Annotated in this window: 13 protein-coding genes and 1 tRNA gene; 8 read left to right on the forward strand and 6 right to left on the reverse strand. The window is 58.2% G+C overall.

Translation table 11 applies throughout. The features are described from left to right. Positions 1-141 precede the first annotated feature (141 nt). From WG622_RS04510 to WG622_RS04520, 3 genes are read left to right on the forward strand one after another with little or no spacing between them, the layout of a single operon-like run. Complete coding sequence (locus WG622_RS04510) at positions 142-1,872, forward strand: TadE/TadG family type IV pilus assembly protein (RefSeq protein WP_339402480.1); 1,731 nt, start codon at positions 142-144, stop codon at positions 1,870-1,872. Next, positions 1,869-2,402 carry a TadE/TadG family type IV pilus assembly protein gene (locus WG622_RS04515; RefSeq protein ID WP_209356689.1) on the forward strand — a complete coding sequence of 178 codons (534 nt, stop codon included), beginning with the start codon at positions 1,869-1,871 and terminating at the stop codon, positions 2,400-2,402. Before WG622_RS04510 ends, WG622_RS04515 begins: the two co-directional genes overlap by 4 nt. Beyond that, positions 2,402-2,956 carry a TadE/TadG family type IV pilus assembly protein gene (locus tag WG622_RS04520; protein ID WP_339402481.1) on the forward strand — a complete coding sequence of 185 codons (555 nt, stop codon included), beginning with the start codon at positions 2,402-2,404 and terminating at the stop codon, positions 2,954-2,956. The genes WG622_RS04515 and WG622_RS04520 overlap by 1 nt, the downstream gene beginning before the upstream one ends. Here WG622_RS04520 and WG622_RS04525 read toward each other — a convergent pair. Continuing rightward, positions 2,953-3,438: a hypothetical protein gene (locus WG622_RS04525; RefSeq protein ID WP_339402482.1), complete on the reverse strand. Its 486-nt coding sequence runs from the start codon at positions 3,436-3,438 to the stop codon at positions 2,953-2,955. The two genes, WG622_RS04520 and WG622_RS04525, sit on opposite strands and share 4 nt — an antisense overlap. Before the next feature lie 24 nt (positions 3,439-3,462). Then, positions 3,463-4,506 (reverse strand): aldo/keto reductase, encoded by a 1,044-nt coding sequence (locus tag WG622_RS04530; protein WP_339402483.1) that lies wholly within the window; start codon positions 4,504-4,506, stop codon positions 3,463-3,465. Between the two features lie 144 nt (positions 4,507-4,650). On the opposite strand from WG622_RS04530, the gene WG622_RS04535 reads away from it, so the two are divergent. From WG622_RS04535 to metG, 3 genes are all read left to right on the forward strand, one after another. After that, entirely contained in the window at positions 4,651-5,301 is a 651-nt protein-coding gene (locus tag WG622_RS04535) for an ImuA family protein (protein ID WP_339402484.1), read from the forward strand. A gap of 44 nt (positions 5,302-5,345) precedes the next feature. Next, on the forward strand, positions 5,346-6,578 hold the full coding sequence (locus tag WG622_RS04540) for an MFS transporter (protein ID WP_339402485.1): 1,233 nt from the start codon (positions 5,346-5,348) through the stop codon (positions 6,576-6,578). Positions 6,579-6,708: 130 nt separating this feature from the next. Beyond that, the gene (metG, locus tag WG622_RS04545) at positions 6,709-8,421 is read left to right on the forward strand and encodes a methionine--tRNA ligase (protein WP_339402486.1); all 1,713 of its coding nucleotides are present in this window, start codon (positions 6,709-6,711) and stop codon (positions 8,419-8,421) included. A gap of 51 nt (positions 8,422-8,472) precedes the next feature. Here metG and WG622_RS04550 read toward each other — a convergent pair. From WG622_RS04550 to WG622_RS04560, 3 genes are all read right to left on the reverse strand, one after another. Next, positions 8,473-8,559, reverse strand: a tRNA-Leu gene (locus WG622_RS04550). A gap of 60 nt (positions 8,560-8,619) precedes the next feature. Beyond that, positions 8,620-9,168: a tetratricopeptide repeat protein gene (locus WG622_RS04555; protein ID WP_339402487.1), complete on the reverse strand. Its 549-nt coding sequence runs from the start codon at positions 9,166-9,168 to the stop codon at positions 8,620-8,622. A 30-nt stretch (positions 9,169-9,198) separates the two neighbouring features. Further along, positions 9,199-9,675, reverse strand: coding sequence for an Lrp/AsnC family transcriptional regulator (locus WG622_RS04560; protein WP_339402488.1), 477 nt, complete (start codon positions 9,673-9,675; stop codon positions 9,199-9,201). Positions 9,676-9,780: 105 nt separating this feature from the next. Here WG622_RS04560 and putA point away from each other — a divergent pair, with 105 nt between their 5' ends. Then, positions 9,781-13,200 (forward strand): bifunctional proline dehydrogenase/L-glutamate gamma-semialdehyde dehydrogenase PutA, encoded by a 3,420-nt coding sequence (gene putA, locus WG622_RS04565; RefSeq protein ID WP_339402489.1) that lies wholly within the window; start codon positions 9,781-9,783, stop codon positions 13,198-13,200. A gap of 42 nt (positions 13,201-13,242) precedes the next feature. Further along, positions 13,243-14,013 (forward strand): rhomboid family intramembrane serine protease, encoded by a 771-nt coding sequence (locus WG622_RS04570; protein WP_339402490.1) that lies wholly within the window; start codon positions 13,243-13,245, stop codon positions 14,011-14,013. Between the two features lie 23 nt (positions 14,014-14,036). Here the strand turns inward: WG622_RS04570 and WG622_RS04575 are convergent, their stop codons facing one another. Continuing rightward, positions 14,037-14,828, reverse strand: coding sequence for an inositol monophosphatase family protein (locus WG622_RS04575; protein ID WP_209356700.1), 792 nt, complete (start codon positions 14,826-14,828; stop codon positions 14,037-14,039). Positions 14,829-14,870: the final 42 nt, after the last annotated feature.

The following is a 14,870-nucleotide window of genomic DNA, read 5'->3' on the forward strand; positions in this document are numbered from 1 at the left end:
CCCAGAAGCTTAAAAGCAAAGGCCACAGAATTGGGCGAAGACTGCCTTATTTCAGCCCGATTCCAGCATCAATGAGGTTTGTGAGGGAGTGTATCTGGCGCGATTGCCAGAACAGCGTACCCGTGAACCAGTGAGGACACGATGCGTGTTTTTGGAAAAAACAACGACGTGAACAGACTTCGGCGCTTTGCCAAGCAGTTTCAGCGTGACGAAAGCGGAAGCATGATCTTTTTCGGGATCATTGTCTTTCTGGTTATGCTTTTGGTGGGCGGCATTGGTGTCGACTTTATGCACGCCGAAATGCGCCGAACGAAGCTGCAGGATACTCTGGACCGCGCCGTGCTTGCGGCGGCCTCATTGGATCAGGACCTTCCCGCGCAGGATGTCATCCAGGACTATTTTGCCAAAGCCGACATGAGTGATCACCTGGGTGATGTCACCGTGGACGAAGGGCTTGGATATAAATCTGTGACAGCCACCGCCGATACCTCGATGGACACGCAGTTCATGAATCTGGCTGGCGTCAGTTCGCTTGCAATGTCCGCCGCCAGCGCTGCGGAAGAGCGCATCGGTGGCGTTGAGATTTCCTTGGTTCTGGACGTCTCAGGCTCCATGGGCTGGAACTCTCGCCTGACCAACCTCAAAATCGCGGCCAAAGACTTTATCGACACACTCACAACCACAACAGAACCCGGCAAACTGTCGATCTCTATCGTTCCTTATGCCACACAGGTCTCTGCCCCCAGCAATCTCATGGCAGAGCTGAATGTCACAAGTGAGCACAGCTACTCGAACTGCGTCAACTTTAGCGCCGCAGACTATGAAGAGACGGGATTGGATTTCACCGAGACCCTGCAGCGCACCATGCATTTCAGCCCATGGAGCGATTATGACGGACGTCCCTATGATCCAAAGCGCTTGGTCAGCAGCCCGGTCTGTGAACCCGACACCGATGCAAGCCGCCAAATTCAAGTTCTGCAAAACGATGCAAACGCGCTGAAAACCTTCGTCGACTCAATGTGGGCCGGAGGGAACACCTCCATTGACGTTGGCATGAAATGGGGCACCGTTCTGTTGGATCCATCGTTGCAGCCCGCGATCGGCAATCTGATCACAGCAGGTGCCATCCCTGGTGATTTTGTTGAACGCCCCTATTCCTTTGACGCGGGCCAGACGCTCAAGGTCATCGTTCTGATGACCGACGGTCAGAACACGTCGCAATACTACATTGAACCGGACTACCGCGAGGGTGAGTCCAACATCTGGTGGAACGACCAAGAAGAGAAGTATTCGGTCTATATCGGACAGGACACAGGCGATGAGGACAACGACGGCAACACCGAAGAGCCGATGTACTATTGGCCGCATCTGGATGCTTGGCGTGACCACGCCTATGGCGAGGGTACCTATGAGGAAACTCAGGTAACGTGGAAATGCCGCTCCTATCGCCGCAACGGATCCTGCCGTCGGTATCGCAAGATTAAGAAGGTGGTCACCGTCAACGAACCCGGCTCCGCCGAAGTCCTGAGCTATGCAGACCTCTGGGCCTATACCTCGATTGAACACAACGTCGAGCACCACTATGAGCCATGGATGTACTATTGGGACGCACAAGCGGACTGGTATGATGGCGTCTTTGACGCGGTCGGTAGCACCGAGAAGAACAACCGCACCAAGGACATTTGTGACGAAGCCAAGGATGAAGGGATCGTGGTCTTTACCATCGGCTTTGAAGCCCCCTCTTCCGGTCAAGCAGTCCTGAAAGACTGCGCCAGCTCGGACAGCCATTACTTTGACGTGCAAGGCCTTGAAATCAGTGATGCATTCTCGGCCATCGCCTCATCCATTCGCCAGCTAAGGCTGACCCAATGATCCGCCGCACGACATCATTTCTGCGCCGCTTTAAGCGCGATGAGGACGGCAACGCTGTCGTCGAATTCGCCCTACTGGTGCCGATCTTCATCTTCTTCATGATGGCCGCTGTCGAAGTCGGCATGATGTCGATCCGCAATACGATGCTGGAACGCGGCTTGGATCAAACCGTCCGCTGGATCCGCCTGAATACAGGTGCGGCGCCGACCCACAATGAGCTCAAACAGATGATTTGCGCCCAAGAGGTTGTGCCGGATTGCATGGAAAATCTGCAGTTGGAAATGGTGCGTCGCGACATCCGCAACTGGCAAGCTCTACCTACCGAAGTCTCCTGCACAGATCGTGCCCTAGAAGTACAGCCTATGGCGAACCTGAGCTTTGGGATGGACAACGAACTCATGATCCTGCGCGCATGCGCCAAATACGAACCGATCTTTCCAAGCACATGGTTCACCAATGAACTCACTCTGGATGAGTCAGGGGACGCCCGCCTGATCGCCATGACCGCCTTTGTGCAGGAGCCACGCTAATGTTTGCGCAAAAGATACTGAGATCACTCAAGAATTTCCGCGATGACACAAGAGGTGTTGTCTCGGTCGAGATGGTCCTGATCCTACCGCTGCTGTTCTGGTCTTTCGCGGCCGTTGCAACCTTCTTTGACGCCTATCGCACTCGGTCCTTGGCCGAGAAAGCCGCCTTTACCATCAGTGACATGCTGTCACGCGAAACCAACGCGGTCACGGCGCAATATATCACCAACACACGGGCCCTGTTTGACGAATTGGCAAACTCTCGGTCCGCAAGCTCTCTGCGCGTGAGTGTGATCAGCTGGAATTCAGCCCTCAATGCCTATGAGGTCGATTGGTCCGAAGCCCGTGGGGACGAATTGGTCGCCCTGCAGACCTCAGATATGACAGCGCTTGAGCCACTGCTTCCGGTAATGTCAGAAAGTGATGATCTGATCCTGGTGGAAACTCTGAACGACTACACACCGCGTCTGAACGTCGGCATCGGAGAGGTCGCAATCGACACCTTCGTCTTCACCCGCCCCCGCTATGCGCCGCAGTTGGTGTTCCAGAGCTAGTCTTCGAGTTGCCCGCGCTCGACCAAAAGCGCTTCGATGATCTGCGCCATGGCTTTGGTCTGATGCCCTGGAGCAACGCCCCCAACCCCGACACGGCGTCCAAATCGCCACCAAAGGCCCGGCGCCCAGCGCGCGGTTTCGGCCTTTGAGTGGGCAATCAGCATGAAGCCATTGGACGGCTTCAGCGCGAATACTCCGCGTTCGACTTTCTTGATTACATCGAGCGGCATAATCTCTTCGCCGGTGCTGGAGGTCAGCCCCTCGCGGGTCAGAATGATCCGATCCCGCGTGGCGCGGAAGGTACGGAACGCCATGCCAAGCGATCCAAACCCCAAAACCACGAGGAAGATCTGCCAGCCAAAGCTAGGCGGCGTGTTCATCGCCACATAGACCAGAATAAAGCCCAAGAGGCCCTGCATCGCCACAGCCAACCAGCGGCGCGGCACAGAGGCCCCGACTTCGGCCAAGATTTCGTCGTTCATATATCCCCCCGCTTCGCGCGCGCTTTAATAGGGCATTGGGTGCGCGCGATGTGCGGCGTCAATATCCTTCATCACCTCAGGGCTCAAGACAAGATCCTTGCCCGCAATGATATGGGCGAGCTGATTGACATTGGTTGCCCCAAAGATAGCCGACATCATAAAGGGCCGCTGCATACACCAGGCCAGCGACATATGCACCAAATCCAACCCGTGTTTCTGAGCCACCGCCATATAGGCCTCCACAGCTGCCGGCGCGCGATCTGACACACGTCCGCCCAGGTTGCCATTGATGTCCATTCGAGAGCCCTTTGGAACCGCGCCATCGCGGTACTTGCCCGTCAGATACCCAGTCGCCAGCGGCGAAAAGGCCATAAGGCCGACGTTTTCATTCACAGAAAGCTCTGCAAGATCAGTGTCATACATGCGGCACATCATGGAGTATTCGTTCTGAACACTGGCCACACGTGGCAGGCCTTTGTCCTCAGAGATCCGCAGCCATTGCGCCGTACCCCAGGCGCTTTCGTTGGACAGCCCAAAGGCGCGGATGCGACCCTTGGCGACCTCTTTCTGCAAAGCCTCAAGCGCGTCTTCCATATGCGCCAGCGTCTCGGCCTTGTTCTGTCCCGAGGGGTCATAGGTCCAGTTCTGACGGAACATATAGCTGCCGCGGTTGGGCCAGTGGAATTGATAGAGGTCGATGTAGTCTGTTTTCAGCCGCTTCAGCGAGCCTTCGATCGCTTCTGGAATAGTTTGTGAAGAAATCGGCGCGCCGTCGCGCCAGATTTTAAGCCCCGCGCCCGAGTGTTTGGTTGCCAGCACGACCTCATTGCGGCGGCCAGTTTTCTCAAACCAATCGCCAAGGAATTCCTCAGACCGTCCGGTGTGCTCGACGGCAATCGGATTGACAGGATACATCTCGGCGGTGTCCCAAAAATCGATCCCGGCCTCCAGCGCCATATCCATCTGCTGGAAGGCGTCATCCTTGGGCGTCTGCGTGCCAAAGGTCATGGTCCCAAGGCTCAGGGCCGAGACCGTGATATCTGTTTGTCCAAGTGGATTGCGTTTCATGTCCCTGCCCTTTTCGGAGTTGCTTGAGACATAGCTATGGCTTTGCACCGTTTGCGCAACCGCTTGACTGCAAGTTTTCGCGCAAAGATCGGGTTGGTGCAAAATCACATTGAGAACAAAATAAGAACATTGTAATTTTTGAGCATGTCGACTCACCCTCTCAAACGCGGCCGCGAACGCCCTGTGCCGGAATTAACCCTTGCGCCGGATATCGCCCTCAGGCTGGGGCGGCTGCATGAGGCCTGTGGATCCGCGCGCCGATCCCTGGCGCTTTGGGTGGCCAGCCGGATGCAGGGGCCAGTGTTCTGGATCTCTCCGCCCTGGACGGTAGAGCAGCTTTATCCGCAGGGGATCAAACATCTGCTGCATCCGGGGCGCGTGACCTTTCTGTCCCCCACGCGGGCGGAGGATGTGCTCTGGACCTTGGAAGAAGTCTTGCGCAGTGGCGAAGTCCCTCTTGCGATTGGGGATCTGCCGGGCATTCCCGCGCTGACACCCGTGCGGCGCTTGCATCTGGCCGCCGAACAGGGTGGCGCGGCGGCGGGGCGTCTGCCTTTGGGGTTGATCCTGACCCCCGGCGATGGCGGTGCTGCGGGCGTCGAAAGCCGCTGGCAGATGGAGCCGCGCCACACGCGGGGTTTGAACAACTGGGATCTGAAGCGGCTGCGCGCCCGGACCGCACCGGTCAAAGACTGGCCTGTGACGATGGGCGCACGTGGCTTTGCGCTGGCGCAGCGCAAGAAAATCGCGACTGACACAACAAAGGTGAAAAACGACCTCGAGAAGGTCGAATAAACACAAGCGACGGTTGTTTCGAAGGCGTCTATCCTAAAGATGTTATGCGCCTCTTCATTTCCTTCTCCGCTCTCTTCCTTTCGGTCATCCTGCTGCAACTCTCAAACGGCGGGGTTGGTCCGCTAGACGCGCTCAGCGGCATCGCACTGGGATTCACCACCGCAGAAATCGGCCTCTTGGGCTCGGCGCACTACCTAGGCTTCTTTATTGGTTGCTGGTGGGCCCCCCGTTTGATGGGAGACGTCGGCCACTCGCGCGCCTTCGCGGTCTTTACGGCCATCGGCGCCATTGGCCTCTTGATGCACTTCCTGATCATCGACCCCATCGCCTGGGCGATTATGCGGATCGCCGCTGGGTTCTGTATTGCGGGAAGCTATACGGTGATTGAGGCCTGGCTCCATGCCAAGCTGACCAATGACATCCGTGGCCGCGCCATGGGCACTTATCGCGTTGTCGACATGGGTGCCTCACTGGCGGCGCAAATGGTGATTTCTGTTTTAGAACCAGCCTCTTATGTCTCCTACAACATCCTTGCCTTGGTCTGTTGCGCAGCGATCATTCCACTAACTTTGACCAAAGCCAGCCAGCCCTCTATGCCCGAGACCCCTCGCCTGAGGCCGCAACTGGCGCTCATCAGCTCCCCCCTTGCGGTGGCGGGCGTGATCGTTGCGGGCATCACCTCGGCCAGCTTTCGCATGGTGGGTCCGGTCTATGGCCAAGAGATCGGGCTATCGCAGGCCCAAATCGGTTGGTTCCTTGCGTCCTTCGTAGCAGGCGGCGCGCTCGCGCAATTGCCGATGGGTTGGCTTGCAGACAAATACGACCGGCGTTGGGTTCTGATCTGGATCTCGGCGGGGTCTATCGTGGCCTGCGCCGCAACGGCGACCCTCGGAGGGCCACCGGCCATGACGCTGATCCTCGGAGCTTTTGCTGGGTTTGTCACCTTTCCCGTCTTTTCCATCGCCTCCGCACACGCCAATGACTTTGCCAGTGATGATCAACGGGTCGAACTCGCTGCAAGCCTCATGTTTTTCTTTGCCGTTGGCGCGATTGCTGCGCCCTATGTGGCGTCGACGTTGATCGCAGGCTTTGGCCCCTCTGCCCTCTTTGTTCTGATCTCGGTCGGTCACGGGTTCCTTGTCGCCTTCGGCCTCTGGCGCATGCGGTCGCGTCCTACCGAGGACGAGCGCACACGCTACATCTGGGCACCGCGCACGTCTTTCATTATCGGTCGCCTCACAGGGCGAACGCAGCGCTCTGAAGACCGCGAGGGATGAGGGGCGCTGCCCCCTTGGCCTGACGGCCAATTCCCCCGGAGTATTTTCGGCAAGATGAAAGCCGCGCGACACTCTGGAACTGGCTGCGGCTTTGCGTTAGGGAGTTCGCGAACGAACGAAGGATAGCTTTATGGCGCGCCACCTCATTACCTCTGCCATTCCTTATATCAACGGCATCAAGCATCTGGGCAATCTGGTGGGAAGTCAGCTGCCGGCGGATCTGTTTGCGCGGTATCAGCGCGCGCGCGGGCATGAGGTTCTGTTTCTTTGCGCGACGGATGAGCATGGCACACCTGCGGAGCTGGCGGCGGCGAAAGCCGGTAAACCTGTGGCCGAGTATTGCGCCGAGATGCATGAGGTTCAGGCCAAGATCGCCGAAGGGTTCCGCCTGTCTTTTGATCATTTCGGGCGGTCATCGTCAGAGCAGAACCAGAAGCTGACCCAGCATTTTGCGGGGCAACTGGCGGACAACGGGCTGATCCGCGAAGTTTCTGAGACGCAGATCTATTCCAATGCGGACGGGCGCTTCCTGCCGGATCGCTATATCGAGGGCACCTGCCCGAATTGTGGCTTTGAATCCGCGCGCGGTGACCAATGTGACAATTGCACCAAGCAGTTGGATCCCACCGATCTGATAAACCCCTACTCCACGATTTCAGGCTCCACCGATCTGGAGGAACGTGAGACCAAGCATCTCTATCTGCGCCAATCTGAAATGCGCGAAAAGCTGGGCGAGTGGATCGACAGCAAGCATGACTGGCCGGTTTTGACCACCTCGATTGCCAAGAAATGGCTGAACGACGGCGATGGTCTGCAGGATCGCGGCATCACGCGGGATCTGGACTGGGGTGTACCGGTCAAAAAAGGCGACGAAGACTGGCCCGGCATGGAAGGCAAGGTCTTTTACGTCTGGTTTGACGCGCCTGTGGAATATATCGCCTGCGCTCAGGAATGGGTCGATGCGGGCAAAGGCGAGGATTGGGCGCGCTGGTGGCGCACGGACAAGGGCGCAGAAGATGTGACCTACACCCAGTTCATGGGGAAGGACAACGTGCCGTTCCACACCCTCTCCTTCCCTGTCACGATCTTTGGCTCGGGCGAGCCTTGGAAGCTTGTCGATTACATCAAGTCTTTCAACTACTTGAACTATGATGGCGGCCAATTCAGCACATCGCGCGGACGCGGTGTGTTTATGGATCAGGCGCTTGAGATACTACCTGCTGACTACTGGCGCTGGTGGCTCTTGAGCCATGCACCGGAAAGCAGCGACAGCGAATTCACCTGGGAGAATTTCCAGAGCTCAGTCAACAAAGACCTCGCGGACGTACTTGGCAACTTTGTCAGCCGTGTCACCAAGTTCTGCCGCTCTAAGTTTAGCGAGGCGGTGCCCGAAGGCGGCGACTATGGCCCCGAAGAACTGGCACTGATCGAGGATATCTCGGCGAGGGTATCCGCCTATCAGGCGCATATGGACGCGATGGAAGTCCGCAAATCCGCTCAAGAGCTGCGAGCGATTTGGGTTGCGGGTAATGAATACCTGCAGACCGTCGCGCCATGGTCGACGTTTAAAGAAGACCCAGCCAAGGCCGCCGTTCAGATCCGTTTGGCGCTTAACCTGATCCCGCTCTATGCGGTGCTGTCCGCGCCGTTTATTCCCGATGCTTCTGCCTCTTTGCTAGAGAGCATGAACGCCGAAGGCACCGAATGGCCAAGCGATGTTCCGGCCGCGCTTTCCGCTCTGCAAGCAGGTCACGCATTCACCGTTCCCGAAGTGACCTTCCGCAAGATCACCGATGATGAGCGCGATGAGTGGCAAGAGAAGTTCGCTGGCACGCGGGACTGACAAGCCTCTCACAAGAAACAAAAAAGCAGGCCCAGCAGCCTGCTTTTTCTTTGGTACCCTCGGCCGGACTCGAACCGGCACGGCCTATACGGCCTAGAGATTTTAAGTCTCCTGTGTCTACCATTCCACCACGAGGGCGCAGATTGGTGAGGCCGGACAATAGCGGCAAGTGACTGGGTGTAAAGGGGGATTTATGCCCTAAAGGTCTTCGCCCGGCTTTGGGTGCGGCGCGCGTAAGAGATGGCGTTCTTGCACCCATGGGTTCAGCTCGACGGCTGCCGCCAAAGCGTCCTGCGCTTCGGCCTCTTGCCCCAGGGCCAGAAAGGTCAGCCCCTGCCCCGTGAGAACCCCAACGTGACGCGGGTTCAAAGCACGGGCTTGGGCCAGATCATCACGCGCAGCAGAGAAATCCTGGCGCAGGAAATGCACGAAGGCGCGCTGGTTCCAGCCCTCTGCATAGGTCGGACAGTAATCAACCAATTCGCTCAAGGCCTCGATCGCACCAAGAAAATCGAAGCCCGCGCGTTTCTCCATACCGCGGTCCAGCAAGGCCTGCGCTGTCGCATCCGGAGCCTCCGTCCAGAGTTCCCACATCTGTTGAGAGAATTCCTCGGCCACACGCTCATTGGGCGCCATGCGAGCGCTTTCAAACAAAGCCTCCAGTTGCTCTGTATGATCAGGCCCATCGGGGCAAGCATTCACAGCAAGCGGGATCGAAAGACATATGGCGGACAGCAGAATGCGCATGACCTAAGGATGGCGCAAACCGCGCGCCGATCAAGTCACATTCCCGAGACCGATTTCCTTGACTGCCTCCATCGCGACAAAGGTTGAGGTGCTGGAAACATAGGGCAACGCCGAAATCTTTTCCCCAAGCACGCGCCGATAGGCCTCCATGTCGCTGGTGCGGACTTTTAGCAGGTAGTCGAAATTGCTCGCAATCATATGGGCTTGCTCGATTTCCTGAACTTTGGAAATCGCGTCATTGAACGCTTGCAGCGCCTTTTCCTTGGTGTCCGAGAGTTTCACCTCGACAAAGGCCACATGGTTGAACCCAAGTTTGATCGGATCCAGCATCGCGCGATAGCCAACGATCGCCCCCTCGCCCTCAAGACGGCGCACCCGCGCCTGTGTCGGACTTTTGGACAGGCCGATCTCGCGCGCCAGATCCGTGATCGAGATCCGCCCGTTGCGCGCCAGCACGCGCAGGATTTTGTGGTCAAAACCGTCAAGGTCCAGTTTTTCACTTTGCATAGAAATACTCGAAATTTCGATCCATCTGCATCGCATATCACACCCAATCAGGAAATTCGACCTTAGAATCGCTGCTATCATAGGCCATTCACCAAGGAGGCCCTCATGACAGATTCCCGCCGTTCCATCGATACAGAAACCTACGCCCCAGAGGCTGAGGTTCTTGCCAAGCTTATCGAACAAGCAGGTCTTGACGACACTGCCCGCGCTGCCATTGGCCAGCAGGCCGAACATCTTGTGCGTCAGATCCGTGGGAATTCGAAACCGGGTCTCATGGAAGTGTTCCTGGCGGAATACGGCCTGTCCACCGACGAAGGCGTCGCGCTCATGTGTCTGGCCGAAGCGCTGCTGCGTGTGCCAGATGCTGAAACCATCGACGCTTTGATCGAAGACAAAATCGCACCGTCTGATTGGGGCAAACACCTTGGGCAGTCCACCTCGTCTCTGGTGAACGCGTCCACGTGGGCGCTGATGTTGACAGGCAAGGTTCTGGACGACGGCGACAGCGGCGTCATCAGCGCCTTGCGCGGTGCGATCAAGCGTTTGGGTGAGCCTGTCATCCGGACAGCCGTGGGCCGCGCGATGAAAGAAATGGGCCGTCAGTTCGTTCTGGGTGAAACCATTGAAGCCGCGATGAAACGCGCTCAGGAAATGGAAGCACAAGGCTATTCCTATTCCTACGACATGCTCGGCGAAGCCGCGAAAACCGACGCCGACGCAATGCGTTATCACCTCGCCTACTCCCGCGCGATTTCTGCGATTGCGGCGGGCTGTACGAATGACGACATCCGCGACAATCCGGGCATCTCGGTGAAGCTTTCCGCTTTGCATCCCCGCTATGAAGTCGCGCAAAAGGCCCGCGTCATGGACGAGCTGGTGCCACGCCTGCATGGCCTTGCACTCTTGGCGAAATCTGCGGGCATGGGCCTTAATATCGACGCCGAAGAGGCTGACCGTCTGTCTCTGTCTATGGATGTGATCGAAGCGGTTCTGGCTGATCCAGCTCTTAAGGAATGGGACGGCTTTGGCGTAGTGGTGCAGGCCTATGGCAAGCGCGCCGCCTATACGCTGGACTACCTCTATGAACTCGCGACCCGTCTGGACCGCAAGATCATGGTGCGTCTGGTGAAAGGCGCCTATTGGGATACCGAAATCAAGAACGCGCAGGTGATGGGGCTGGACGACTTCCCTGTATTCACGGCCAAAGCCGCGACCGACGTCAGCTATATCGCCAATGCGCGCAAACTCTTGGGCATGACCGACCGGATCTATCCGCAGTTCGCAACGCATAACGCACACACGGTTGCGGCCGTTCTGGGCATGGCCGAAGACTTCGACACCTTCGAATTCCAGCGCCTGCACGGCATGGGCGACGCGCTGCATGATGTTGTTCTAAAAGAAAATAAAACCCGCTGCCGAATCTATGCCCCTGTCGGCGCACACCGTGATCTCTTGGCATACCTCGTGCGTCGTCTGCTGGAAAACGGCGCGAACAGCTCTTTCGTGAACCAGATCGTGGACGAAGAGGTTCCGCCATCCGTAGTCGCGCGTGATCCGTTTGAGGCCATCAAAGACGAGCTGCCGAAACTGCCAACCGGCGACGAGCTATTTGAGCCCGAACGCCCGAACTCCAAGGGCATGGATCTGCGCGATATCCCAACAATTGAGCGTCTCGAAGAGACCCGCGCGCCATTCCGCAAGACCACTTGGGCGGCAAGCCCTCTGATCGCGGGCAAAGCGCAACCAAAAGACGCGCAGCCCGTGGAAAACCCTTATCAGCCCGCGGATTCAGCAGGCACGGTCGCGCATGCCAGCGACGCCGACATCGAAACCGCATTGACCTCTGCCAAACCATGGGACGCGGACGCCGAAACCCGCGGAGCCGTTCTTGCGAAAGCTGCTGACCTCTACGAGGCCAATGTCGGCACCTTCTTTGCCCTTCTGGCACGCGAGGCAGGAAAAACCCCGCTCGACCAAATCGCAGAACTGCGCGAAGCGGTGGATTTCCTGCGCTACTACGGAGCCAATGCGCCAACCACGCCACTGGCGGGTACTTTCACCTGCATCAGCCCTTGGAACTTCCCATTGGCGATCTTCACCGGCCAGATCGCGGCGGCTCTGGCGGCAGGCAACGCGGTGCTCGCAAAGCCTGCGGATCAAACGCCCCTGATCGCCTATGAAGCTGTGAAACTGCTGCATGAGGCAGGTGTCCCACGCGAAGCTCTGCAACTTTTGCCAGGTTCTGGCGCCCATGTCGGGGCGGCTCTGACGTCGGATCCACGTGTCGACGGTGTGTGCTTCACTGGCTCTACCGCCACAGCCAAACGCATCCGCAGCACCATGGCAGACAACCTTGCACCAGGCGCGCCTCTGATCGCGGAAACCGGCGGTCTGAACGCAATGATCGTGGACTCCACCGCCCTGCCCGAACAGGCCGTGACAGCCATCGTCGAAAGCGCCCTCCAATCTGCTGGCCAACGCTGCTCCGCCCTGCGCTGCCTCTACGTGCAAGAGGACATCGCAAGCGATCTGCTGCATATGCTGAAAGGCGCTGCCAAAGAGCTGAAGATGGGCGATCCTTGGGAATATTCCACCGATGTCGGCCCGCTGATTGATGCGACCGCTCAGGCACGCTTCAACGACCATATCGCCGCTGCACGCGCCGAAGGCCGCGTTATGTTCGAACTGGACACACCAAACACCGGCAACTTCCTGGCACCAACCATGATCAAAGTCGGCGGTATCGAAGACCTCAAGGAAGAGATCTTTGGCCCCGTGCTGCATGTGGCGACCTTCAAAGCCAACGAGCTGGACAAGGTCATCGCGGCGATCAATGCCACCGGATATGGGCTGACCTTCGGCCTGCAAACCCGGATCGATGACCGCGTGCAGCATGTCTCGGAAAGCATCCATGCGGGCAACATCTATGTGAACCGCAACCAGATCGGCGCGATCGTCGGCAGCCAACCCTTTGGCGGCGAAGGCCTGTCCGGCACAGGCCCTAAGGCAGGCGGCCCGCAGTACCTCTCGCGTTTCGCAAAGCGGGAGACCCCGTCGGTTGACACCACATGGCCCGACGCAGCCGAGGCCACGAAAGTGGCCCAAGCCATCGCCGACTGCCCTGCTGGTGCTGCGCCTGTGACGACATCCCTGCCCGGCCCAACCGGTGAATCCAACCGTCTGGCGCATTTCGCGCGCGACCCGTTCCTGTGCCTGGGACCAGGCCAGTCCACCGCCGAAGCGCAACGCGACGCAGTCGTCGCAGCCGGTGGCCGTGCGGTCATCGTAGATCGGAAAGTAGACCCACAACAGCTCGCACATCTTGAGGGCATCGCAGGTGCAATCTGGTGGGGCGACGCAACTCAGGCCCGCGCCTATGATCAGGCACTGGCGTCTCGCGATGGTGCGATCCTGCCTCTGCTGACCGGCCAACCGGATGCAGGCTATGTGCGTGGCGAGCGTCACGTCTGTGTCGACACAACCGCCGCCGGCGGCAACGCGGCACTTTTGGGTGGGGCCTCCTAAGCCCCACTTGACCTGGAGCACCCAAGTGGTCACCTATCAGACATGTTTCCGATACGTGACCACAACCCCTCCGGGCGCACGCCCTATGTGACCTACGCCCTGATCGCCATTAATATCGTGGTGTTTCTTTACAGCTTTGGCCTTGATGGGCGCGGGCTGAACCAGTTTTATTCCGACTACGCTATGTTCCCCGCGCGGATCAGCCAGGGGCAGGATCTGCAGGGGCTGTTTACCTCGATGTTCCTGCACGGCGGCTTTATGCATCTGGCGGGCAATATGCTGTTCCTCTGGATTTTCGGAGACAATCTAGAGGATGACATGGGCCATGTGCCTTTTACGCTGTTCTACCTTGCAGGCGGCATTGGGGCAGGCCTCGCGCAGGTGATATCAGAGCCCATGGGCACGATCCCCACGGTCGGAGCCTCTGGTGCCATTGCCGCTGTCATGGGCGGATACCTTTTGCTCTACCCACGCGCCAAAGTCGATATCCTATTGATTTTGATCATCTTTTTCAGGATTTTCACGATCCCCGCATGGGTCATGCTGGGCCTGTGGTTTGCACTTCAACTGGTGAATGGAGTCAATGTCGACCCCGAAACCGGAGGCGTGGCCTATTGGGCCCACGCAGGCGGCTTCATCATCGGCTTCGCCATGGCGCTGCCGCTTTGGCGGCGCAAGGGCGGCACAGACTACTGGAGCAAAACCGAAGGGCACCCGCCCCATCCAGAGGCCGAATACCGCCTAAGCCGCAGCAATGTGCCAACCGTTGGTCGAAACAGGAGCAACGTGCCAAGGATTGGTCGACGCCGTTAGGCTACGACCAAGATTTGCAGGAATTAAGTGTTGCGAATGACCTTCGCGAATTGATCAAAGATCGGCTCATTCGCTGCCAGAACGGTGCCGCTTTCCAGCACAGAATCTTCTTTGTCCATCGCCTCAACGAAACCACCGGCTTCTTTGACGATCAACATGCCAGCCGCCAGATCCCAAGCGTTCAGCCCGCGCTCCCAATAGCCTTCATAGCGGCCCGCCGCCACATAGGCCAAATCCAGAGCCGCAGAGCCCCAGCGACGCACACCGGCGCACGCCGGCATAATCCGCGCGAGATCTTGCAAGGTCGTTGGCAATTCAGGACGGCCCGCAAAAGGAATACCGGTGGCAAACACGCTTTCGATCATCCGGTGGCGGCTCGACACACGCAGACGTTTGCTGTCATTCAACCACGCGCCTTCGCCGCGTTCTGCATAGAACATCTCGTCTTTGGCCGGGTCATAGACCACACCCGCAACGATCTCGCCCTTATGCTCCAGCGCAATGGAAATCGCCCAATGCGGCATGCCGTGCAGAAAGTTCGTGGTGCCATCCAGAGGATCCACGATCCAGCGACGGGTCGGATCCTTGCCGTCCTGGCCACCGCCCTCTTCACCCAGCCAACCATAGGTCGGACGTGCGCCCAAGAGTTCCTCTTTCAGAACCGCCTCAGCCTGCACATCCGCGCGGCTGACAAAATCGCCTGCCGATTTCGCCGAGACCTGCAGGTTCTCAACCTCGCCAAAGTCCTTAACCAGACCGCGGGCCGCTTTACGTGCGGCTTTCATCATGATGTTGAGATTTGCGCTGCCAGCCATGGCTCGGCTCCTTTGATATCAGAGCGCGCGTATACGCCGCAA

This window comes from Cognatishimia coralii (assembly GCF_037478305.1).
Lineage (GTDB): Bacteria > Pseudomonadota > Alphaproteobacteria > Rhodobacterales > Rhodobacteraceae > Cognatishimia > Cognatishimia coralii.

Bases quoted from the DNA above. Each gene is read 5' to 3' on its own strand.
- WG622_RS04510 (WP_339402480.1), top strand. From the start codon at position 142: ATGCGTGTTTTTGGAAAAAACAACGACGTGAACAGACTTCGGCGCTTT.
- WG622_RS04515 (WP_209356689.1), top strand. From the start codon at position 1,869: ATGATCCGCCGCACGACATCATTTCTGCGCCGCTTTAAGCGCGATGAG.
- WG622_RS04520 (WP_339402481.1), top strand. From the start codon at position 2,402: ATGTTTGCGCAAAAGATACTGAGATCACTCAAGAATTTCCGCGATGAC.
- WG622_RS04525 (WP_339402482.1), bottom strand. From the start codon at position 3,438: ATGAACGACGAAATCTTGGCCGAAGTCGGGGCCTCTGTGCCGCGCCGC.
- WG622_RS04530 (WP_339402483.1), bottom strand. From the start codon at position 4,506: ATGAAACGCAATCCACTTGGACAAACAGATATCACGGTCTCGGCCCTG.
- WG622_RS04535 (WP_339402484.1), top strand. From the start codon at position 4,651: ATGTCGACTCACCCTCTCAAACGCGGCCGCGAACGCCCTGTGCCGGAA.
- WG622_RS04540 (WP_339402485.1), top strand. From the start codon at position 5,346: ATGCGCCTCTTCATTTCCTTCTCCGCTCTCTTCCTTTCGGTCATCCTG.
- metG (WP_339402486.1), top strand. From the start codon at position 6,709: ATGGCGCGCCACCTCATTACCTCTGCCATTCCTTATATCAACGGCATC.
- WG622_RS04555 (WP_339402487.1), bottom strand. From the start codon at position 9,168: ATGCGCATTCTGCTGTCCGCCATATGTCTTTCGATCCCGCTTGCTGTG.
- WG622_RS04560 (WP_339402488.1), bottom strand. From the start codon at position 9,675: ATGCAAAGTGAAAAACTGGACCTTGACGGTTTTGACCACAAAATCCTG.
- putA (WP_339402489.1), top strand. From the start codon at position 9,781: ATGACAGATTCCCGCCGTTCCATCGATACAGAAACCTACGCCCCAGAG.
- WG622_RS04570 (WP_339402490.1), top strand. From the start codon at position 13,243: ATGTTTCCGATACGTGACCACAACCCCTCCGGGCGCACGCCCTATGTG.
- WG622_RS04575 (WP_209356700.1), bottom strand. From the start codon at position 14,828: ATGGCTGGCAGCGCAAATCTCAACATCATGATGAAAGCCGCACGTAAA.